This window comes from Lederbergia citrisecunda, from assembly GCF_018343695.1.
Lineage (GTDB): Bacteria > Bacillota > Bacilli > Bacillales > Bacillaceae_C > Lederbergia > Lederbergia citrisecunda.
On record NZ_JAGYPJ010000001.1, the window covers coordinates 2,770,623 to 2,791,632 of the forward strand.

Here is a 21,010-nt window from a genome sequence, read left to right on the forward strand (position 1 = left end):
TAGAAATAGAGCGATGATAAGCAGGTGATTTCCTATTGATCTATCAAACATCCATTTTTAAAGGTTTATTTTTTTCTAATAGAACGTTATTTCAATTACATAAAGCTGAATCTATTTACGGGTTGAACAGTCGCTTGTTTTGGTTATTTTTTTTGAGTGCAATTGTTTTTTGTGTCTCTGGCTTGTTTGGGATTGGATCTTATGTATTTTCTCCTGAGTTGGCGCGATCTTCGAGTGTCCAATACGAAGCCGTGAAGAGTTATTTCATTATTGGCCGGATATTCCTCGGTTTATTTTATGTGGGCTCTATCATTTATTTACTTGCACTTTTTTATTGGATTTTTTCCGATACATTTTATAAAAAATTTGTTGTAGTCCAAGCGATAAGTTTGCCTATTTTATTGGCCGAACAGATTACATATATCATTCTTACCGTCTATTTTAACTTACCTTGGTTTTCCTCCCCGCTTTCTTTAGGCGTGATCGCACAATACATAACGAAATTTGATTATATTATTTATTTATGCGGATCGATCTCTTTATTTAAAATTTGGGCTGTTGTCGTGCAATATCGCGGTGTTCGTACACTGACATTGTTGTCGCGTGTGAAAAGTGTGTTACTCGTCATTTCTATTAACCTACTTTTTTGGTCATTGACCGCCGGTTTTGCTTTTGTCAATTTCAATACCTTTTTATGAGGCGTGGTGATATTTGTTGAAAAAGCATTGGCTCAGATTTCTTGTGAGTACAATTGTAATATTAATCGTTTCTGTCAATCTCGTTTTGCTCGAGAAAAATGGGAGCAAAGCGGAACGATTAAATTTCATTTCAAACTGGAAGGTACTAGCGACTGGCGATTTAGTGGAGACATTCCGAACAGAAGGTGTCGTAGCACCATCTGAAAGGAATCCAGTATTTGTAGATCCGAACGTAACATTCAAGGGATTTTTAGTGGAAAAAGGGGATGAAGTGGAAAATGGCACCCCTTTATTTGAATATGCCACAGATGATTTGGATGAACAAATCGCGTTACTTGATGCGGAAATAACGCGTTTGGAGAAGGAAAAGAAAAGCATTGAAACATTTATGAGTGATATAGAAAAAACGAAGCGTTCGCTTCCTGGAAACAGGTTAAATCCGAAGCCGGTTTTGGAAGATCCTGAACTCGAAGCTGTAGTGGAAGCTGTCACCCGCATAGAATCTTCGGGGCAAGCGAGAGAAATTCGTACAATTGATCAATCGATTTCCGAAAAAGAATTGGAATTAGAAAAAGTTGAATTGGAGATTGAAAAGTACGAGAAACAGCGAGACGTTGTGAAAAGTGGTCGCAAAGGTCTAACGATGTTAAGCCCCTATGAAGGAACCGTGGAAGAAATTTCATTTGAATTGAATAACCCCGTAATGACCATTGTGTCCGAGGATCTCTTAATCGAAGGGCGTTTGGGTGAGAAAGTAGTCAGCGTAGTAGAAGAAGGCATGCGCGTTGATGTACATTCCAACTTATTGGAGGAAAGTCTTTCCGGGGAGGTAGGAACGGTAAGTGAGCTCCCTGTTGAAAAACCCGATGTTAAGCTTGAAAGTTTTTATCCATTTACTGTCGTTTTGGAAGAGGAAGATAACAATTTATACGCTGGTTATCACGTCCACGCAGACATTGTAGTTGATGAAGCATTGGATGTACCCGTAGTTCGATCGGAAAGTGTGCTTGATAAAAGAAAGACTTCGTATTTATGGATTTTGAACCGCAAAGGAATGGTTGAAAAAAGAGAAGTGGACCTAGGCTTACACGTTGGAAATCGTATAGAAGTTATAAGTGGAGCCGAACCTGGCGAAGTCTATGTAAAACTCCAAAAAGAAATCGATCAAGCAGGCCCATTCATTACTCCTTTAAAAGGTGGAAAACACATTTTCGACGAATGGGAAAAGACTAGTTTCCGAAAAAAATTGAAATACGTTTTAGTTGGGATTTTGCAAAGGTGAATACTAATATAAGGTAAAACTTCTATACGGTAGTTAGCTTCAAGATTGCGAGCAGCCATATTCATCAAAATAGCCTACACTCCTACCGGAAAATTTCGGAGTGCAGGCTATTTTTTTTGTTTCGGTGGCCAGGAATCTTGCGGACCTCGGTCATCTTTGAAGTCGTTATCTTCGTTATGGTCTAAATAGTCTTTATATCCTGTGTTTGATTCGCTTAATGTCTGTCCACTTGTATTCATAGCCCCAGGTTTTATCGAGTTTCGCTAGATAGTTTTTTGCATAATCTTTTCCGCCGAGACCGAATAATAAACCAAAAGCTAGAGCTAATCCACCTAAAATAAGTATAAACGCTGAGTTGAAACTCATTTCGTTTCGGAAAACATAGATCTCCATATTTCCCCAATAAGCTACCTCTTCTCTAATGAAAACAACCATTTCGTAATTTGTCCGCTAATCCCTAGTTCGTTTTATCACGACCTACATAAAATGTATTAACCATTCGAAAGGTGGTGGTGTTATGGGATTCTACGGCGGATTTTGTGGTCGCGGCTATGGCGGCTACGGCGGCTACGGTTATGGCGGTGGCTATGGTTTCAACTTTGCTTTAATCGTTGTGCTATTCATTCTATTAATCATTGTCGGTACAGCATTTGTTTACTAAGGCTCTCTTCTAACTTGCGCGATCTAAAACTAGCTAGTGAAACGTAAGTGCCAGCATTAAAAAGTAGCTAATGTCACACCTGAAACAACGCAGAAAACAACCTCCCTCATAGGGGTCCATTCTCTTGCCTAACACCGAAGAGCGCTTATTATGCGCTCTTCCTATTATTTTTAAGAGGTTTCTGATTTATCGTCATGAAAATGATAAATGTACATAAGGTCATCTTGATTTTCTCGAATCTCCCATGTCCGCTCATATTGTTTTTTTGCTTTAATGTTAGAATCATTTGTAAATAAAAACATTTCGAAGCAGTTTTTTTTGCCTTGTAATTTCTTTTAAACTTTCAATTAACTCTGAACCATTTCCTCTATTCTGATATTCTGGCAATACCTCAATGGAATATAGGAACATCATTGGGTTTTTTTTAAAAATGACGACAAAATATAGGCATATGCTACTCCACAAGACACATTGTCCAAAAAAGCAATGAGTAATATATTCCCTTCACTTTCAAAAAATTTCTAATTGATGATTACATTTTCTTCCCCAATTTTCGCAAAAAAATGTGCGATTATGTCAGCGTTAGCAGCAGTCGCCCTAATTATTTTCACATTCAAAGCAATCCCCTACTCTTCCTAAAAGAAAAGAGTGTAAAATCATGATGACTTTACACTCTTGTTTTTGACCCTGTCCCTTTTGGACCTGTCCCCAAAAAATTAATTCAGTTTGGAAGCCGCAGCCTCGTCTACGATAATAGTAACTTTGGAATGATTTTGCAGTACTGATGCTGGGCAGTCTTCGGTTACTGGCCCTTCAACCATTTGCTGGATGGCGTCAGCTTTTGATTCACCAAATGCTAGTAATACGATCTCTTTTACAGCCATGATAGAGGCGATACCCATTGATACGGCATGAGTTGGTACGTCTTCCTCTTTTTCAAAATAACGTTTATTCGCATCTTTTGTTTCTTGCGTTAGTTCAACAACATGTGTTTTTGTTTCGAAAGGTGTTCCAGGCTCATTGAAACCGATATGAGCATTTGTTCCGATTCCAAGCACCTGTAGATCAACTGGATGGTCTGCAAGGATTTGTTCGTAACGTTTACATTCAGCTTCTAAATCTTTCGCCATACCGTTTGGTAAAAATGTTTCTTTAAAATTTAGACTATTAAAAAGTTCTTGATCCATATAATAATGATAACTTTGTGGACTATCGGCCGGTAAGCCAACGTACTCATCTAAGTTTACTGTTGAAACATCAGACACATCCAATTTTGCTTCACGCATTTTTGCGTACAATTTTAATGGAGTTCCCCCAGTTGCAAGTCCAAGTGTTTTAATGTTTCCATTTTCAAGTCCAGTTTTAATGAGTTCAAATGCTTTTTCTGATCCTTCTTGATCATTTTTTACAACAATAATTTCCATTCTTATCCCCCTATTTCATGGCCGACACCAAGTCGGTACGTTTTCTCTACTTCTAAATCCTCATTCATGATGACAATATCTGCATCTTTTTCAGGTGCTAGCAAACCTTTTTGTTTAAGTCCGAATTCACGTGCTTGATTGCTAGACGTCATTTGTACAGCTTCTGATATCGAACATCCTGTAAATTTCATGATATTTCGAAACGCATCGTCCATTCGCAGTACACTTCCTGCTAGTGAGCCGTTCTCAAGCCGTGCCTCCCCATCATGAACAATGACTTTTTGGCCTCCAAGATCATATTCTCCTGGAACCATTCCTTTAGCCATCATTGCATCAGAAATTAACGATATTTTTTCTGCACCTTTTATTCTGTATGCTAAGTCAATCATATCAGGTGTGATATGAATTCCGTCCGCAATAATTTCAACTTGCAAATCCTCTTTTAAAAGTGCATGACCCGCAACCCCAGCTTCACGATGATGAAGTCCGCGCATCCCGTTATATAAATGCGTTGCATGAGTGGCAGAACTATGAAGAAGCTCATCCCTGACTGCATCGGAATGTCCAACAGACGGAACGATTCCTCGTCCAACCATCACTTGTTCAAATTCTTTTCCACCTTGCAACTCAGGAGCATACGTAACAAGCTTGATCTGTTCTCCAGATTCCCCATGCCATTTTAAAAATAACTCGATATCTGGATCGATTATGTATTCAGGCGGCTGTGCACCAGCTCGTTTCACATTAATAAACGGTCCTTCCAAATGCACGCCTTCGATGGAAGCACCTTGATCCATTGCGATTTTAACCGCTTTTAACGCATTTGAAATGTTTTCGTGCTCTTGCGTAATCGTCGTTGCAAAAAATGACGTGACTCCTTCTGATAGCAGCTTTTCACTTAAATATTGCATCTTATCAGGATCAGCATCCATCGTATCTACACCATACCCTCCATGAATATGGATATCTATCATCCCAGGAATAATAACTTTTCCAACAGCATCCGTGACGATTTCCCCTGCTTGTTTTTCATAAGAATCCATCTCGCCTATTTGGATTATTTTCTCCGCAAAACGAATGAACCCATTTTGAATTGGGAGATCTGTTCCTCCGGGATAAATTGTGGCATTTATAATGACTTGCGTTTCCAAAATATTCACCTCTCATATAAGACATTCGCTTTCGTCAGCTAGCTCTATTATAAATCTCTTAACTGGTAATGACAATTCTGATAAGAATGAATATGAATTTTGCTTCTAATTTTGGATTGTTTAGTTATTTAGATAAAAACGGTTCTTTGAACTCTTCAATTGGACTGTGGTAGAAAAGCAACTTTGGATACTCCAATGGGACAGAAACCTCCACAATATTAGGCGGTCGGGAACTTTGTAGCATTCAAGCGGACAGTAAGGGGGATATTATATTCTGCATGGACACTTTGAACGCTCCAATCAGACAACAACGCTGTGTTTCCCATGTTAACAAGCACTTTAAGGCTTTCATCGTGAGCGCTTTAACAGTTTTTTCTTCCTAAAGCGTACTTTAGACCCCAAACACTCGTTTATTCCCTTAAAAATAAAAAATCTGCCAGGCAATATACCTAGCAGATTATAATTATAATACTCTTCTTGCTCCAACGAAGCGAGATTTCCAATAGTATGGATCATTGATTGATGTGATGGCAACGCCTTTTCCAGCAGAGTGGATGAATTTGTTACCCCCTATGTAAATTCCTACATGTGAGACTTTTTTAGTAGAGGAAGTTTTGAAAAATACTAAGTCTCCTGCTTTAAGATTATTTTTGCTTACTGCTTTACCTTTTTTGTATTGTTCGGAAGCAGATCGAGGCAATGTCATTCCTTTTTGCTTAAATGTATACGATGTAAATCCTGAACAGTCAAATCCTTTTGGGCTTGCTCCGCCATATACGTACCTGACTCCTAGGTATTTTTTCCCTTGATTGACAATCGCGCTAGCTGATGGCTTTTTTGCGGCTGCACTAGCAGCATCTGGTTGAACAGCAATCACAGCAAACATGATTACGGCAAGTAACGACAACAACGACTTTTTTACTGTTGACATTTTACTAGTTTCCCCCGTTAAAATAATCTATATTTTGTAAGTATCTCTATTTTTAGTTATTTATGGTTTCTTTGTTAAGATAATAATAACATAAGAAATTATTAGATTATTTTACAGTTGAGTAACATTATCATTGCAACGTTGTCACATTATTGTAATATTAAACATCATTTGACACGAATTCGTAATCCTTTTTTACTAGATCTACGTACTCTTTGATTATAAAATTGTAAAATTATACCACTAACATTAAAATCATGTTACAAATTGTAAAATTTAGTAAAGAAAGCGCATAATTATGCTAGAATTGCCTAAAGAAAAGAGATTAGGGGGACTTTGTTTCATGCATAAAAAAGTAGTATCAACAGCAACTGCTGTGTTTTTGGCTGCCTCATTCACTGGAAATGCTTCTGCAGCAACTTATGAAGTAAAAAGTGGAGACTCTCTTTGGAAAATTGCCTCTAGCTATAATACAACAATTAATCAAATTAAAGATTTAAATCAATTGAAAAGCGATTTAATTTACCCTAAACAAATTCTACAAATCACTCCAGAAGAAACAAAAAAAGCTCAAGCTAAAGCACCTGCTCAAACAAGACCTGAGCAACCGACACAAAAGCAAACAACTCAATCTGCGACGTATACGATTAAATCTGGGGATACACTTGGTAAAATAGCTGCTAGTAACAAAGTTACAGTGGCTCAATTATATGAATGGAATAATCTTAAGAGCGACTTGATCCATCCTGGACAAGTTTTGAAAGTTTCCAATGCTAAGACGGTTGTTTCTAAGGAGCCTGCTCCTAAAACAGAAACGGTAAAAAATAATAACTCCGCATCAAAAACGGGTACTTATACAGTCGTTTCCGGAGATACCCTTAGTAAAATTGCCCTTCAATATGGCATGACGGTTAAAGAACTTAAATCTTTAAACAGTCTTTCTTCCGATTTGATACGAATTGGACAAGTGTTAAAAGTAAATGCGAAAGCTCAAACTGAAGCGAAACCAGCTGAAAAGGTCGAAACTCCAAAAGTAACGGAAGATACTTCTGCAATTGTTAAAATTGCTAAAAGTGTTATGGGTACTAAATATGTTTGGGGTGGAACGACTCTTTCGGGATTTGATTGCAGTGGTTTCATCTACTATGTGTTTAATCAAGCAGGAAAAAAGATTGCTCGCTACGGTACGGACGGATATTATGATCGCTCCTACTATGTGAATAAACCTGAGCCTGGTGATCTCGTATTCTTTGAAAATACGTATCGTTCTGGAATCTCTCATATGGGTATTTATCTTGGCAACAATGAGTTTATTCATGCCAGCGACAGAGGTGTTGAAATTGCCAATTTAAACACCCCTTATAATCAAAGTAAATTCAACGGCTTTAAAAGGTTTTATTAAGAATCATATTTTTATTAAGAAAAGCGCAAGCGCCTTGCTCATCGACGTACAAACTTCAGGGCCTTCGACTGAGATAAAGGAAACACGATGAGTCCGATAGGACGAATCGATGTTGACTTATCGTAGGAAGAAGGACAAGAAGTTTGCTAGTCGATAGTTGCTGGAGCTGGACAGCTAAAGCCTAAGTTGAAAAATTAAAGACCTAAAAAAAGATATACTTTCTTTACTTTATACAAAAACCGTCAAACTGACGGTTTTTTTTTTTCAACATTACTCCCTTTTTTCGAAATCCCTCAAGCATAGTGACAAACCAATCGAAATCGCGATATAATAAGGTTTTGGAGGTTTGTAAATATGTATAACCAACCATTACTTTCAAATATACAATCCTATAGCCAAGAACTTAAGAGCCTGCTTGACCCTAGGAGTGAAGTGCATGAAAAACTTATTCAAAAGGGGATGATTCTTTTTCGTCAGCAGCTAGTCTATGGCGTAAAATTCTCTAATGAAAAAGTTGAGGCTAAAGTCCAGGATGTCACTCCCGTAAATGTGGAGTTATCTTTCGATCATCCATCCAACAGTACGTGTACTTGTCCAGAACAAGGAATTTGTCGTCATCAAATGGCACTATTTTTCACGGTTTTAAGTAGAGCTCAAAGTGTCTTTATATGGCTGCAAGAATGGAAAAACCATTATCAGGTTGCCGACATCCTCTCTACTTTACAACGTGGCTCTGATTTATTAGAAAAGGTGCCTCCACGAATGGAAAAAAGTCCGGAGCAATGGATTGATCGCATTCGAAATGCGTACCATCATGTCTCCGCTAAAAATTTTTATGAACTTGAAGAATGGGCGAGAGTTTGTTATAAACGTCTGCTTGGCTTTGCACCTGTTGAACGAGAATGGAAACCATTGTTTCAACTATTTGCAGCCTGTGAGTCATTAAAAGTGATCAATTCACTTGCTTCAGAACCAAAAAAACGAGCACATTTACGGTCGTTTACAGAGCAGATGCTTGAGGAAGCGGATGAGGCTTTGTCTAAGCTTACAACGACTGCTTCACCATTCGCTTTCGATGAGTATTTTCATTTTTTACGTGAGAAAAGCCATACTTTTTTAGAAGATGAGACTGTTTTTCCAACCGAGTTTACTGATATTTACATGAAGCTTTGGTCAGCCTTATTTAAAAGGAAACGGGATTTACGTCAGGAATGGGATCGGCTAATAGCGCGTATGGACGAAGACCATGATGAGCGAATCGATATTGCCTATATTCATATCGCGATCCTATTGGAAGAGGATGATAAGGCGATTGAACAGATGAAAAATCTTGGTTCCGCCATTGCTCCCTATACTTTGCGTTGGATGAACATGCTGCAAAATGATCGTATGAGAGATAGACTCAATCATTATTTGCCCGTTTTCATCGATCAAATTACAACTTTTATTTCCTCCTTGACCCACAGCTACGAACAGGCACAATTTACAAGGGCATTGTTTCAAATTTTAGACAGCAATACTGCTTTATATCTCGATTCTTCCCTTTTAGAAAAGGTGTATATGAAATTACTGCCTTATAGTCGCTTCCAATATAATGAATATTTACTTGCCAAAAAAGATTATAAAAAGTGGGCAGAGTTGCAAGTTTACACAAAAAATAGCCTTGATTACATTGATAAGCATACTATTGATATTGTTGCAAAAAATGAGCCAGCGGCACTCAAACCACTATATCACGAAACAATTACTACTCTTATCAATAATCGCGGTCGAGATTCATATAAACGAGCTGTTCGCTATTTGAAAAGACTCCAAAAGCTTTATAAAAAAGAAAAGAAACTCAAACAATGGGAGCTTTATTTGTCGACCTTGCTCAACCACACGAAACGCTTACGTGCTTTTCAGGAAGAATGTATTAGAGGTAAACTCATAAGTGATGATTCCTAGAAAAGCGACAACGCCTGTCCATCGACGTATAAACTTCAGGGCCTCTGACTGAGATAAAGGAAACACGATGAGTCCGTCAGGACGAATCGATGTTGACTACGCAAGCGAAGAGGACAAGAAGTTTGCTAGTCGATAGGTGTTGGAGCTGGACAATAGAAAAGCGACAACGCCTGTCCATCGACGTACAGGCCCACAGGTGTGGGTCCGTCGACGGTGCCACAGGATGTGGCGGTTTTAGTCGACGGACCTTTTTTGGACTCTGACTGAGATAAAGGAAACACGATGAGTCCGCAGGACGAATCGATGTTGACTACGCAAGCGAAGAGGACAAGAAGTTTGCTAGTCGATAGGTGTTGGAGCTGTATAACGCAAGCCTAATTTTAAAATTATATTTCTTTATATAAGCATAAACTGTAAATACAAAAAGCTAGTTGAAAGGACATAAATCATGATGAATCTTGATACAATCCAACTTCATGTCATCCCATTGGATACGGGTTCATTTTTCATATACGCGTCAAACAAAGAGTTAGCAACGGTTGATCCAAATATTTGGAAACAGCAGCTGTTTCTTTGGCATGAGGAAAGCTTCTACGGTTCTTTCATTGAATCGAAAGAACGAGATCATATTGCAGGTGTGGAACTGAACAGTTATGAACTTTTATCGCTTCTAGGAAATGAGCGATTTAGTTCACTGATCTATTGGCATTGGGATGAACCGGGTGATGCATTGCTAGCTGTTTCGTCTGTTATTCTTGAAGCCATTCATTCGGGTAAATGGCTTCCTCAATTCACTGACGATGAGGAGTCCACCTTTAAATGGAAGGTTCCTAATATGATCTGGGATGAGTTTTCATCTGACTTTTGGGAGCAGCCTTTTTATGGAAAATCTATGGATCAGTTCGTTCCAAACTTTTTTCATCGTGCCTTATCAATCTATTTAGAGCAAGGATATGAAGGTGATTTTTTAACAAAAAAAATCGAGCTTCTTAAAAATGGTCCTTTATCTGCCGAAGAATTAGATGCTTATTTTGATGAAGATCGTTGGCAAGAGTGGATTGGAATAACTGAAAATGATATGCCATTTGCTCTCGGACTTCGTTTGTCCGAGCCTGATGAAGATCAAGACCCGTGGATTCTAGAAACAGTGCTTCGGGATGTAAAAAATCCGGAACGAATCATTCCTTTATCTGAGCATAAACGATTCCCGAAACGGTGGTTTTCGTTTTTAGATTCTGTTTACGAAGAAGAGGATCGCTGGGTAAAATTATTTCCATGGCTTAAAGGTGAAAGCGGGCTAACACGTGAACTTGATGAACCACTAGCCTGGAATTTCCTCACAGATGCTAGTGAAAAGCTGCTCGCACTTGGAGTAGAAATTTTGCTTCCTTCCTGGTGGGAGGCAATGCGTGCCGCTAATATGTCAGTAAGAGCAAAAGTTAAACAAACGGGAGCGAATTACCGTCCTTCCTTTGTTGGACTCGATTCAATGTTGAATTTCGATTGGCGACTTTCTATGAATGGCGCAGACCTAAGCGAAGAAGAATTCCAATCCCTTGTCCAGGAACAAAGAAGGCTCGTAAAAATCAGAGGTCGTTGGGTGAAGCTTGATCCAAAAATGATCGCACACATTCAAAAGTTAATGGCCCAGGCAAAAAAAGAAGGGTTACGTGTCCAGGATATTTTTACTTTAGGTGAAGAAGATGAAGATGCAACGACAAACATTGATGAATTTGATCCGCGTGCCTTCGCCCAAATAAAAATTGAGCTGAATCAATCATTGAAAAAGATGCTTCGACAACTAAATACAATTTCAGAAATTCCTATAATTAATGTTCCAGACTCACTTTCAGGGGAGCTACGACCATATCAGCAACTTGGATTAAACTGGCTCGTTTTCCTAAGGCAATATGGATTCGGCGCCTGCCTTGCCGATGATATGGGACTCGGTAAAACAATACAGCTGATTAGTTACTTGCTTCATGTTAAAGAAAGTGGAGAAAACAATACCCCTGCTTTAATCATCTGTCCAACTTCCGTTCTTGGAAACTGGCAACGGGAATTAGAGCGTTTTGCACCAAGTTTAAATGTCGTCTTGCATTACGGTTCCAACAGAGTGAAGGAAGAGGCATTTGTCGAAATGACAAAAAACACGGATATTGTTCTCACGAGTTATGGCCTTTCCCATCTGGATTCGGAGGATTTTTTATCAGTAAAGTGGAGCACGATTGCACTCGATGAAGCACAAAATATTAAAAATGCCGAGACGAAGCAGTCAAGGGCGATTCGAAAGTTTAAAGGAACTCATCATATCGCCTTAACAGGGACTCCGATGGAAAACCGACTGTCTGAGTTGTGGTCAATCTTTGATTTTATCAATCATGGCTATTTAGGTACATTCGGACAATTTCAAAAGAAATATATAATGCCGATTGAGCGAGATAATTCGGAAACGAAAATCCGCGAACTGCAAAAGCTGATACGACCATTTTTACTAAGAAGAACGAAAAAAGATCCTGAAGTGGAATTAAATTTACCTGATAAGCTGGAGCAAAAAGAGTATTGTGCATTGACAACTGAACAGGCTGCTCTATATGAAGACCTTATTCAGAATACGTTTAGTAGAATAGAGTCTTTATCGGTGTTCGAAAGAAAAGGCTTGATTTTGCAAATGTTAAGCAGGTTAAAACAGCTTTGCAACCACCCCGCTCTCTATTTAAAAGAAGAAATGCCTGAAAATATCATTGAGCGTTCCAATAAATTAGGGACGTTGGTCGAACTGGCAGATTCCATCATGGAGACAAGGGAAGCGTGCATTATATTTACACAGTATATCGGAATGGGGGAAATGATTCGGTCCATCTTGGAAAAACGGTACGGAATTAAAGTACCATTCTTAAATGGGAGTATGCCAAAGGCGCAAAGAGACCATTATGTTAGTCGTTTTCAAGAAGGTGATTTTCCATTCTTCCTTCTTTCGTTAAAAGCAGGAGGAACCGGACTGAATTTAACAGCCGCGAATCACGTAATCCACTATGATCGTTGGTGGAACCCAGCTGTCGAAAATCAGGCAACTGACCGAGCTTACCGAATTGGGCAAAACCGTTTCGTACACGTGCATAAGTTTATTACGACTGGAACGTTGGAAGAGCGAATTGATTTGATGCTCGAGAAGAAGCAAGCGTTAAATGAAGAAATAATTCGAAGCGACCAATGGGTGACTGAGCTTTCCAATGAAGAATTGCATAATTTGCTGGCATTAGCATAATAAAATCTTTATAAAAATAGGGGCTGTTCCGTTCTTTACGGTCAGCCCCGCCATTTTTGAGGTAGGTAAAACGAGGACGGTTCAATGAAAGGCACATTGGAGGCTTGATTATTGTGCCATTATCTTTTTAACGAAGCTTGAATGGTGGGAATTGGTAAAACTTTCTTTTTGCTGATTTTGGAGAAGGAGTTCAAGTTGAGCAACTCTTTGTGATAATTGATGAATTTGTTGGTTGGCTTTTCCGAGTTTAAAGATGAGGTCTCCAATCAGTATTTCAATAGAATCTCCTTGTTGATTCGTCCTCAAAAATTCACCTCCTTTAAAGGCATTGCTTTCTTTAAAACGGCAATAATTCTTTTTCATCTTCTTTTTTGTCTACTTCCGCTGGACGCCCTCCCATAAATTTGACAGAGTCGGCGATGACTTCAGTGACGTACACTTTTTTTCCATCTTGTCCGTCGTAATTCCTAGTCTGGATTCTTCCCATAATTCCGATTAGGGACCCTTTTGTACAATACTTTGCGGTGTTTTCTGCAGATTTGTTCCATAATGTACATAAAACGAAATCAGCTTCAAAATCCCCTTTTGAATTACGATAATGACGGTTAATAGCAAGCGTAACGTTTAACACCGGTGTTCCTTCCACTGTATACCGTAGAACTGGATCCTTCGTCAATCTACCGACTAATGTCACTTGGTTTATCAACTTTTTCAACTCCTTTTTTTGCAGGGTATTCACATCTTATAGCACTTTATTTTCTATGTAAAATACACGTGGTGTTCTTTTATTCTGCTTGTCATGACTAAAAACGACATTTATTATACAGAAAAGTGCTTTTTCAACAAGATGTAACTTTGAATAATCGATTTTTGCATCTTTTAGACATTTTTTATTTTACATGGGAAAGATGTTATACTTTTGATTAAAGGAACGGTGTGGGGGCGAGCTAGATTGAAAACTTTTAAGATTGTTGCTCTACAAATTTACGCAGACAAAAAAGCGATTAATATCCCGCTCAATGATGGATTAATTATCAACAAGGAAAATGAAGACGGTGTTTGGATTATCGAAGCTTTTATTGAAAAGCAGTATATGGAACATTTTCAAAAAAGATATGAAAATCAAGAAGCATTTGAAATAAGGGTCGTCATTACACATGCAGCAAATGATCCGGCGCCTTTTACCGTTAAAGTGCATACGATTCAAGTGCTTGGAGATTATATTAGCGTTTTATTCGAAGGCCGTTTGAGCAAAAGACGTAATGAATATCCCGAAATATTATTGGACGATTTAATTAAAGAGGGATTCAGTGGAGAACAACTTTTAGAGGAATTTAGAAAACGGATGAAAAAAGACCGTAAATAAAGGGTGAAAAAGGAAAAAGCAGGGCATGGTCCCTGCTTATCTGTTGTCCGTGTTGTTCATGTTATTGTTGGTGTTAGGATTAGTATCAAGACCATTGTTTTTATTCAAATCTGTATTGTCATTGACTCCTCTGTCATTCACACCATTATTATTGTTCACATTATTCCGATCGTTCATGTCATTATTCGTATTCGGTGGTGGCGGCTCTTGATTATTCGTTGCACATCCCACTAATAGAATGGACGCGATTGCCATTCCTCCAATTAGTTTTGCAATTCTTGACTTCATTTTGGTAAGCTCCTTTCAGATTTTAACATCGCCGACGAAATTGACCTTGCGCATGGTCTGACATTAGCTTTCCCAAATTCTCCAAAAACCTGCATATTATTTTTTTCTTCTAAAAAATTGAAAATGGCACTAGGAGGAAAGATCCCAGTACCATTTATATATCCTTTATTAAAAAATGCAAACATTATTGTGATACTGTTTTTACTTTTATAGCTTTTTTTTCATATAGTTCTGGATTAGCCATTCGGATGATTGAAGGTCTAATTAGTACGACTACAACTCCTATTAAGAAAATTGTTGACGCAAGTAAAATCCACTGTGCCGGAAACAGATCATAAAGAAAACCATACAGAACCATTCCGAGTGGCATAAGTGCCATCGACATTGTCTCTAGAATCGAAAAAATTCTCCCTTTGTAGTCATCATCAATTAGTTTTTGCATCATCACTTGAATTGGCGTATTTACGAGAATAATCATTGAGCCAAATCCGAACATTAGAATGACGTAATAGATAAAATTAAAACTATAGGACATTGATACCATCAGCGGAAATCCTGTCGCCCCCATGAAGAATCCCATTGCAAAAATTCCTCTTTTTGAAACAAGAAGTGGATATTTTACTTCTTTTCGAACGGAGAAATAGATCGACATCAACAGCATTCCTAAAGCAAACGCTCCTTCAGTAAATCCGAAATGCTGAGAAGCCATTTTTAATTTTTCAATCAATACATATGAGTAACCAACCTCAAAGGCACCGAAACAGAAATTGATCATTAATGCTGCCCAAATGATGGCCATGATGACAGGCTGTAATTTTAAATAAGCAAAACCAGCTTTCATGCTTTGCCACATTGGTTCTTTCGCTTCGCCCTCTTGCTTTTCCTTCCGCTTAGCAAACAAGTTAAAGTTCATCGTTGATTCGAGAATAACAGCGAGTATGGAAGCAATAATAAAAATAATGAGAAAGACGGGCATTGAAACAGCACCGTATAATAAGCCACCTACTGCAGGACTTCCGATTGAAGCGAATGATATTGACATTTGGTTTAATGACATTGCTTTTTGAATTCTTTTTTCATCGACAAGTCCTGTAATCGAAGAAGTGAACGTAACGCCTGAAAACATAGATGTTAGTGATAAAATGCATGTTGTTACATAAATAGCGATCAGTGATATTCCCATTGTATACGTGACGAATAGAAGCCCACAAATCGCCAAGGTTGTTGCGATTTGCGAAATAATGACAATCGCTTTTCGCGAATAATTATCTACTAGGTATCCTGCAAATGGTGCACAAAGTGTCCTAGGTAAAATATTACAAATTAGGTTCGTCGCGAAGCTTGTAGCCGATCCTGTCGTTTGTAATATATAAAAACTAATCGCAAATGCATAAACTTGAGATCCAAATGAAGAAATAAGCTTACTTGTCGTAAATGTCCAAAGGTGGTACGTTGCCCTTTTAAGCTTTAACGCTTCGTCCATGAAAACACTCCGTTCAAAAAAGTTTAATGTAATTAAACAAAATATAGCATGCTTTTTCTTCCATTGCAAGCAAAAGTTTAATATAATTAAACTATATTGAAGTAAGAGGTGTTGGAATATCGATACTTTAGGTGAACGTATTAGGCAATTACGCAAGCAGAAAAAAATGACACTGGAAGGACTAGCTGGAAATGTTATTACAAAAGGGATGCTAAGTCTAATTGAAAATAATAAGGCCAGACCTTCTATAGAAAGTTTAACGTATATTGCGGAACAGCTTGATGTGGACATAACTGTTTTATTGGGGGCCATCCCACCCGATCATTTTGGTGAGGTATTGGATGAGGTAGAGAATTTATACAACATTGATTTTGACCAAAAGACAGATGAATATATAAAGATTATTTCTATTGTTGAACCTTTGCTTGATAAGCTTAACCAAGGTTACGAGTCCGCGCGTTTATTAGAAATCACGAGTCGATGTCTGTATCATGAAGGAAAAGATGGCTGGTTGGAAATATCCGATAGAGCAGCACATTTATACGAACAAATGAACTTGTCGGCAAGGAGAGCGGAAATTGGCCTTTTTCGTGCAATGGTCAAATTTACGGAGCACGATTATGCTAAGTCATTGGAGATTCTCCTTCATGAACGGGCGGAAATTGAGACTAAGTATCCTTATATCGATCCGATGACACGGGTAGATTTGGATTTTCACGAAGCCATTTTGCATTATGCTGTTGGAGATCCAGAGTCAGCCACGCGAATTATGGAAAGTGTAATGGATTTTTCAAAAAAGCACCGGATATTTTATCGGATTGATGATCTCTACAGAGTTGCCACTGGTCATGCTCTAATGTTTGATAATGACGAAAAAAGAATATATTACTTAGAAAAGCTAAAACAATACGGTGAATTTGCTGATGATAAAAACTCCTTGTTATTTTATGATTTAATGAATATAGAATATCTTATTTGTAAAAATCATGATTATAACGGTGCACTTGAAAAGATTGAGTATCATTTAAAGAATTCAAATGTGACAGAGTTTTATGAGCATTTTTTCATACTGGAAAAAGGGAAGGCTTTGTTAGGTCTGGGGCAATACGAGGAAGTGCTTCACTGGCTCGATAAAATTCAATTGCCATCCTACTTGCATCATCCGTTTGACCTATCTATTTTTTATGCAGTAGATTCATACAAAGCCCGATGTCATATGGAGCTAGGGAATCTTGAAAAAGCTCATACTTTCGCAGAACGAGCTGTTAAAAACATTAGCCCTCTACCAGCTACACCTTATAGAGATTACAGTTTTGAAACGTATGTGATGGTTAAGGAAAAGATTAGAAAGAAATAGATATATACAAAAGTCCCGTTCTTATTGAACGGGACTTTCACATTATTTTATAACTTATTAACATTACAAGTTATCCGAGTCCTATTTTAAAGCAAATGTAATTTCTGCTTCACAAGCGACTTCTCCGTCGACCGTAGCGATTCCTTTTCCTCTGCCAATCGGACCTTTTACACGGATAATCTCGACTTCTAAACGTAGTTGGTCTCCAGGTCTTACTTGGCGTTTAAAGCGGCAATTATCAAGTCCTGCTAGGAAACCGATTTTCCCACGGTTTTCTTCCTTTTTAAGCATGGCGACAGCACCGACTTGAGCTAATGCCTCCACAATTAGTACTCCCGGCATCACGGGATAATCAGGAAAATGCCCGTTGAAAAATTCCTCATTCGCTGAAACATTTTTGATTCCGACTACTTTCTGCCCCTCTTCCATTTCCACAATTTTATCCACTAATAAAAAAGGGTAACGATGTGGGATGATTTCTTTAATTTGCTGGATATCAAGCATAGCAAATCCTCCTTTTAATGTATAATAAAGGGCCACCAGCATCGCTGATGAACCCACGTTGACATTCCTTACTTTTTTTCTACAACGAGATCTACGATGTGAGTCCATGTTTCTTTTTTCAAAACATCTTTTGGATTCCCACCGCCCATGACTCCGTAGCCAACCATTAAGCCACCTATCAGACTGCCAACAACCAAAGCAACTACAAGGATAAGACGAAGCCATATTGGAAATAGCCGGACTCGGATACGTTTTGGTATCTCGTTCTTTCTCGCAGCTTTTCTCTCCGCTTTTTCTGTGCGTTTCTTGTTTTTTATGTCTTCTCTTGATTGAACTTCTGCTTGGCTGATATCTTTAGCCATATGATAAACTCCTTTACTCCCAGCTGGCACCATTAAAAATAATGTTCCTTCATCATATCATATTTTCTCGAAAACTGTTTCATTTTTAGCGAATTCCATTTACAAGGCCCATCATTTGGTCTGATACCGTAATAGCACGAGACTGGAATTGTAGAGCTCTTTGCACATTCATCATATCAGTAAGCTCTTTGCTTAAGTCAACATTGGATCCTTCAAGAGCTTGTTGCTGCATTGCAATCGAATTTCGTGCCGCACCTGTTAAATCAGAATAAACTAGAGCAGGATTAATCGTAGTGTTTTCAGGCATTCCGATAAGCGAATCGCCCTTTTGTTCCATGTACTGCGGTTTATTCAAGGCGATGACTCCAAGGTTGGCCACTTGTTGACCATTTGCTCGAAACTCACCGTGATTTGTTATCGTAAAATCATTCAATTTATCAGAAAAAATAACCGGATTATTATTTTGATCAAGGACTGCATGTCCATCTTGTGTAACGAGCATCAGTTCATTATTTCCTGTAGGCGTTACATAAAGAGCGCCATTACGGGTGAAGCGAATATGTTCCCCATTCTCGTCTTGAACACGCACTTTTAAAAACTGATTTTCGGATGTAAAAGCAAAATCTAAAGATCTTCCAGTTTGTTGTATTGGGCCTTGGCTCAAAACCATCGCTGATTTTGATAATCTGGCTCCAACTCCCTGACGAATTCCATGAGGAGATAGCCTTCCAATTTCACTTTCTCTAGAAGGCTGATTATTAACCTCTTGAAAAACCATATCAGCAAAAGAAACGTCTCTTTTCTTAAAACCATTTGTTTGGGAGTTTGCAATATTATTGCTAATTATATCAAATTGTTTTTGAAGTTGACTCATCGTGTTGGTTGCCGTCGTCATCGATCTGTTCATCACTCAGTCTCCTTTATAAAGGCTGAAAAGAATCCTACACTTTTCCAATCTCATTTACTGCTTTATCCATGCTTTTATCGTACGCTTGGAGAATTTTTTGATTCGCTTCAAACGCTCTATAGGCTGTCAGCATTTCTGCCATTGCCCGTGTTGGGTCAACATTAGAAGCTTCTATAAATCCTTGTGAGACGGAATATCTTCCATTAGCATTTGGTAACGCCCCATCATTTTCAGCTCGGTAAAGGCCATTCCCTTCTTTTATGAGGGTATTAGGATTTTCCGCAACTGCAATGCCTAGACGTGCAACTGGTGCACCATTTTCCTCGATTGTCCCATCGGTAGTAACCTTAAATTGATCGCTATTTAATCGAATTCGATTGCCATTTACGTCTAAAACCGGGAAGCCTTCTGCCGTTGTTAGCAAACCTTCAGCGTCTAGTGTAAAACGTCCGTTTCTTGTATATTTCGTTTGACCGTTCGCTTCCACTGTAAAAAAGACAGGTGTATCTTCTAAATCAGTAAGGGCCAAGTCTGTTCCTAAATCCGTTTGCCGAAGATCCCCTTGAATAAAACGTGGTAAGGTTTCTTGCATATAAACACCTGTATTGATCGGCCCCACCGTCTTAGATTTTGTATTATCCGACTCAATTCGTTGTAAAAGCATTTCAGGAAATGCCCGAATCGCAGCAGTATCTTCCTTAAAGCCCGGTGTATTAATATTTGCCATATTATTCGTCAACAAATCCGTTTTACGTTGCTGTGCGTACATTCCGGATGCTGCTGTATAAAACCCACGTAACATAAAATCACCTCAGTCAAGTATTCTGGGGAGACACCTTCATTTAAAATGAAGTCTTAGAAAAATTATATAAAACTACGACGTAAGATTCTATCCATATTTTCAAGCATAATTCCAGTTCCCGTTGCAACAGCATCCATTGGATGTTCCGCAATTAGGACAGGAACTTTTAATTCCTCTGCTAGGAGCTGGTCGATACCGTGAAGAAGCGCTCCACCGCCTGTCAAAATGACACCACGATCTATAATATCAGCCGATAATTCAGGCGGAGTTTTCTCAAGTACGTTTTTAGCTGCTTGAACAATGACATCAACAGATTCACGAAGTGCCTCTTCAATCTCTTTAGAATTCACAGTGATAGTTCTAGGAAGACCGGACACCATGTCGCGTCCGCGAATTTCCATTTCCTCATAGCGTCCTCCTGGGAATACTGTTCCGATATTAATCTTAATGCTCTCAGATGTTCTTTCTCCAATGAGGAGCTTGTACTCTTTTTTAACATAGTTCAAAATTTCATTGTCAAAGTTATCCCCAGCCATTTTAATAGAAGCAGATGTTACGATATCCCCCATTGATAACACAGCAATATCCGTAGTACCACCACCGATATCCACGACCATGTTTCCACTCGGTTGGAAAATATCCATTCCTGCACCAATAGCTGCTACTTTTGGCTCTTCTTCTAAATAAATTTTCTTTCCGCCGCTTTTTTCTGCTGCTTCTCTGATTGCTTTTTGCTCAACGCTTGTAATATTTGTCGGACAGCAGATTAAAATTCTCGGCTTAGATAAAAAGCCCTTTACACTTAGTTTATTAATAAAATGCTTAAGCATCGCTTCTGTTACATCGAAGTCCGCAATGACCCCGTCTTTTAATGGTCGAATCGCCACAATATTTCCTGGTGTTCTTCCGACCATTTTTCTCGCTTCTTCTCCAACTGCGAGTACTTTGTTTGTATTACGGTCAATCGCTACTACGGATGGTTCATTTAAAACAATGCCTTGCCCCTTTACATGGATTAAGACATTGGCAGTCCCCAAATCAATTCCGATATCTTTTGCAAACATACAATAATCCCTTCTTTCGACATTTTTTATCTATTATTTTTTTATGTATACTATTTTCTGTTAGATGAAAAAGCACTAAAAATAGGCGATTTCATTTTATTTCCCTAATTGTT

Annotated in this window: 22 protein-coding genes; 8 read left to right on the top strand and 14 right to left on the bottom strand. The window is 38.4% G+C overall.

What is annotated here, in order from left to right:
• Positions 1–35 precede the first annotated feature (35 nt).
• Together KHA93_RS13565 and KHA93_RS13570 are read left to right on the top strand one after the other, a co-directional pair.
• On the top strand, positions 36–698 hold the full coding sequence (locus tag KHA93_RS13565) for a hypothetical protein (protein WP_213111217.1): 663 nt from the start codon (positions 36–38) through the stop codon (positions 696–698).
• A 43-nt stretch (positions 699–741) separates the two neighbouring features.
• On the top strand, positions 742–1,980 hold the full coding sequence (locus tag KHA93_RS13570) for an efflux RND transporter periplasmic adaptor subunit (protein WP_213111218.1): 1,239 nt from the start codon (positions 742–744) through the stop codon (positions 1,978–1,980).
• Between the two features lie 192 nt (positions 1,981–2,172).
• On the opposite strand, the gene KHA93_RS13575 is transcribed toward KHA93_RS13570, so the two are convergent.
• Positions 2,173–2,415 (bottom strand): hypothetical protein, encoded by a 243-nt coding sequence (locus KHA93_RS13575; RefSeq protein WP_213113103.1) that lies wholly within the window; start codon positions 2,413–2,415, stop codon positions 2,173–2,175.
• A gap of 82 nt (positions 2,416–2,497) precedes the next feature.
• On the opposite strand from KHA93_RS13575, the gene KHA93_RS13580 reads away from it, so the two are divergent.
• Complete coding sequence (locus tag KHA93_RS13580) at positions 2,498–2,641, top strand: YjcZ family sporulation protein (RefSeq protein WP_213111219.1); 144 nt, start codon at positions 2,498–2,500, stop codon at positions 2,639–2,641.
• Between the two features lie 282 nt (positions 2,642–2,923).
• On the opposite strand, the gene KHA93_RS23860 is transcribed toward KHA93_RS13580, so the two are convergent.
• The 4 genes from KHA93_RS23860 to KHA93_RS13600 all read right to left on the bottom strand — a co-directional run bounded on the left by KHA93_RS23860 (position 2,924) and on the right by KHA93_RS13600 (position 6,147).
• Complete coding sequence (locus KHA93_RS23860) at positions 2,924–3,055, bottom strand: GNAT family N-acetyltransferase (RefSeq protein ID WP_213111220.1); 132 nt, start codon at positions 3,053–3,055, stop codon at positions 2,924–2,926.
• 302 nt (positions 3,056–3,357) lie between these two features.
• Entirely contained in the window at positions 3,358–4,065 is a 708-nt protein-coding gene (nagB, locus tag KHA93_RS13590) for a glucosamine-6-phosphate deaminase (RefSeq protein WP_213111221.1), read from the bottom strand.
• Between the two features lie 2 nt (positions 4,066–4,067).
• A complete protein-coding gene (nagA, locus tag KHA93_RS13595; RefSeq protein ID WP_213111222.1) occupies positions 4,068–5,216 on the bottom strand; it encodes an N-acetylglucosamine-6-phosphate deacetylase in 1,149 nt (382 codons plus the stop codon).
• A 463-nt stretch (positions 5,217–5,679) separates the two neighbouring features.
• Complete coding sequence (locus KHA93_RS13600) at positions 5,680–6,147, bottom strand: C40 family peptidase (RefSeq protein ID WP_213111223.1); 468 nt, start codon at positions 6,145–6,147, stop codon at positions 5,680–5,682.
• 343 nt (positions 6,148–6,490) lie between these two features.
• Between KHA93_RS13600 and KHA93_RS13605 the strand changes: the two genes are divergently transcribed.
• The 3 genes from KHA93_RS13605 to KHA93_RS13615 all read left to right on the top strand — a co-directional run bounded on the left by KHA93_RS13605 (position 6,491) and on the right by KHA93_RS13615 (position 12,764).
• On the top strand, positions 6,491–7,549 hold the full coding sequence (locus KHA93_RS13605) for a C40 family peptidase (RefSeq protein ID WP_213111224.1): 1,059 nt from the start codon (positions 6,491–6,493) through the stop codon (positions 7,547–7,549).
• Between the two features lie 354 nt (positions 7,550–7,903).
• Complete coding sequence (locus KHA93_RS13610) at positions 7,904–9,496, top strand: SWIM zinc finger family protein (protein ID WP_213111225.1); 1,593 nt, start codon at positions 7,904–7,906, stop codon at positions 9,494–9,496.
• Between the two features lie 448 nt (positions 9,497–9,944).
• Complete coding sequence (locus KHA93_RS13615) at positions 9,945–12,764, top strand: DEAD/DEAH box helicase (RefSeq protein ID WP_213111226.1); 2,820 nt, start codon at positions 9,945–9,947, stop codon at positions 12,762–12,764.
• Between the two features lie 108 nt (positions 12,765–12,872).
• Here the strand turns inward: KHA93_RS13615 and KHA93_RS13620 are convergent, their stop codons facing one another.
• Complete coding sequence (locus KHA93_RS13620; protein ID WP_213111227.1) at positions 12,873–13,070, bottom strand: hypothetical protein; 198 nt, start codon at positions 13,068–13,070, stop codon at positions 12,873–12,875.
• A 31-nt stretch (positions 13,071–13,101) separates the two neighbouring features.
• Positions 13,102–13,470, bottom strand: a complete 369-nt coding sequence (locus KHA93_RS13625; RefSeq protein ID WP_213111228.1) for a single-stranded DNA-binding protein — start codon at positions 13,468–13,470, stop codon at positions 13,102–13,104.
• Between the two features lie 246 nt (positions 13,471–13,716).
• Here KHA93_RS13625 and KHA93_RS13630 point away from each other — a divergent pair, with 246 nt between their 5' ends.
• Positions 13,717–14,130 carry a YwpF-like family protein gene (locus KHA93_RS13630; RefSeq protein ID WP_213111229.1) on the top strand — a complete coding sequence of 138 codons (414 nt, stop codon included), beginning with the start codon at positions 13,717–13,719 and terminating at the stop codon, positions 14,128–14,130.
• A gap of 36 nt (positions 14,131–14,166) precedes the next feature.
• Here KHA93_RS13630 and KHA93_RS13635 read toward each other — a convergent pair whose 3' ends face one another.
• Together KHA93_RS13635 and KHA93_RS13640 are read right to left on the bottom strand one after the other, a co-directional pair.
• Positions 14,167–14,418: a hypothetical protein gene (locus tag KHA93_RS13635; RefSeq protein WP_213111230.1), complete on the bottom strand. Its 252-nt coding sequence runs from the start codon at positions 14,416–14,418 to the stop codon at positions 14,167–14,169.
• Between the two features lie 184 nt (positions 14,419–14,602).
• Positions 14,603–15,901, bottom strand: a complete 1,299-nt coding sequence (locus KHA93_RS13640; protein WP_213111231.1) for an MFS transporter — start codon at positions 15,899–15,901, stop codon at positions 14,603–14,605.
• A 139-nt stretch (positions 15,902–16,040) separates the two neighbouring features.
• On the opposite strand from KHA93_RS13640, the gene KHA93_RS13645 reads away from it, so the two are divergent.
• Positions 16,041–17,258, top strand: coding sequence for a helix-turn-helix domain-containing protein (locus KHA93_RS13645; RefSeq protein ID WP_349772354.1), 1,218 nt, complete (start codon positions 16,041–16,043; stop codon positions 17,256–17,258).
• Between the two features lie 81 nt (positions 17,259–17,339).
• Here the strand turns inward: KHA93_RS13645 and fabZ are convergent, their stop codons facing one another.
• The 5 genes from fabZ to KHA93_RS13670 all read right to left on the bottom strand — a co-directional run bounded on the left by fabZ (position 17,340) and on the right by KHA93_RS13670 (position 20,897).
• Entirely contained in the window at positions 17,340–17,762 is a 423-nt protein-coding gene (fabZ, locus tag KHA93_RS13650) for a 3-hydroxyacyl-ACP dehydratase FabZ (protein WP_213111233.1), read from the bottom strand.
• Between the two features lie 68 nt (positions 17,763–17,830).
• On the bottom strand, positions 17,831–18,124 hold the full coding sequence (locus tag KHA93_RS13655; protein WP_213111234.1) for a DNA-directed RNA polymerase subunit beta: 294 nt from the start codon (positions 18,122–18,124) through the stop codon (positions 17,831–17,833).
• Positions 18,125–18,209: 85 nt separating this feature from the next.
• Positions 18,210–19,031, bottom strand: a complete 822-nt coding sequence (locus KHA93_RS13660; protein ID WP_213111235.1) for a flagellar hook-basal body protein — start codon at positions 19,029–19,031, stop codon at positions 18,210–18,212.
• A 34-nt stretch (positions 19,032–19,065) separates the two neighbouring features.
• Positions 19,066–19,833, bottom strand: coding sequence for a flagellar basal-body rod protein FlgF (flgF, locus tag KHA93_RS13665; protein ID WP_213111236.1), 768 nt, complete (start codon positions 19,831–19,833; stop codon positions 19,066–19,068).
• 62 nt (positions 19,834–19,895) lie between these two features.
• A complete protein-coding gene (locus tag KHA93_RS13670; RefSeq protein WP_213111237.1) occupies positions 19,896–20,897 on the bottom strand; it encodes a rod shape-determining protein in 1,002 nt (333 codons plus the stop codon).
• Positions 20,898–21,010: the final 113 nt, after the last annotated feature.

What these genes read in the sequence shown, in the direction of transcription:
- KHA93_RS13575 (WP_213113103.1), bottom strand. Translation starts at nt 2,415, where the DNA reads ATGGTTGTTTTCATTAGAGAAGAGGTAGCTTATTGGGGAAATATGGAG.
- KHA93_RS13580 (WP_213111219.1), top strand. Translation starts at nt 2,498, where the DNA reads ATGGGATTCTACGGCGGATTTTGTGGTCGCGGCTATGGCGGCTACGGC.
- KHA93_RS23860 (WP_213111220.1), bottom strand. Translation starts at nt 3,055, where the DNA reads ATGATGTTCCTATATTCCATTGAGGTATTGCCAGAATATCAGAATAGA.
- nagB (WP_213111221.1), bottom strand. Translation starts at nt 4,065, where the DNA reads ATGGAAATTATTGTTGTAAAAAATGATCAAGAAGGATCAGAAAAAGCA.
- KHA93_RS13600 (WP_213111223.1), bottom strand. Translation starts at nt 6,147, where the DNA reads ATGTCAACAGTAAAAAAGTCGTTGTTGTCGTTACTTGCCGTAATCATG.
- KHA93_RS13605 (WP_213111224.1), top strand. Translation starts at nt 6,491, where the DNA reads ATGCATAAAAAAGTAGTATCAACAGCAACTGCTGTGTTTTTGGCTGCC.
- KHA93_RS13610 (WP_213111225.1), top strand. Translation starts at nt 7,904, where the DNA reads ATGTATAACCAACCATTACTTTCAAATATACAATCCTATAGCCAAGAA.
- KHA93_RS13615 (WP_213111226.1), top strand. Translation starts at nt 9,945, where the DNA reads ATGATGAATCTTGATACAATCCAACTTCATGTCATCCCATTGGATACG.
- KHA93_RS13635 (WP_213111230.1), bottom strand. Translation starts at nt 14,418, where the DNA reads ATGAAGTCAAGAATTGCAAAACTAATTGGAGGAATGGCAATCGCGTCC.
- KHA93_RS13640 (WP_213111231.1), bottom strand. Translation starts at nt 15,901, where the DNA reads ATGGACGAAGCGTTAAAGCTTAAAAGGGCAACGTACCACCTTTGGACA.
- fabZ (WP_213111233.1), bottom strand. Translation starts at nt 17,762, where the DNA reads ATGCTTGATATCCAGCAAATTAAAGAAATCATCCCACATCGTTACCCT.
- KHA93_RS13655 (WP_213111234.1), bottom strand. Translation starts at nt 18,124, where the DNA reads ATGGCTAAAGATATCAGCCAAGCAGAAGTTCAATCAAGAGAAGACATA.
- KHA93_RS13660 (WP_213111235.1), bottom strand. Translation starts at nt 19,031, where the DNA reads ATGAACAGATCGATGACGACGGCAACCAACACGATGAGTCAACTTCAA.
- flgF (WP_213111236.1), bottom strand. Translation starts at nt 19,833, where the DNA reads ATGTTACGTGGGTTTTATACAGCAGCATCCGGAATGTACGCACAGCAA.
- KHA93_RS13670 (WP_213111237.1), bottom strand. Translation starts at nt 20,897, where the DNA reads ATGTTTGCAAAAGATATCGGAATTGATTTGGGGACTGCCAATGTCTTA.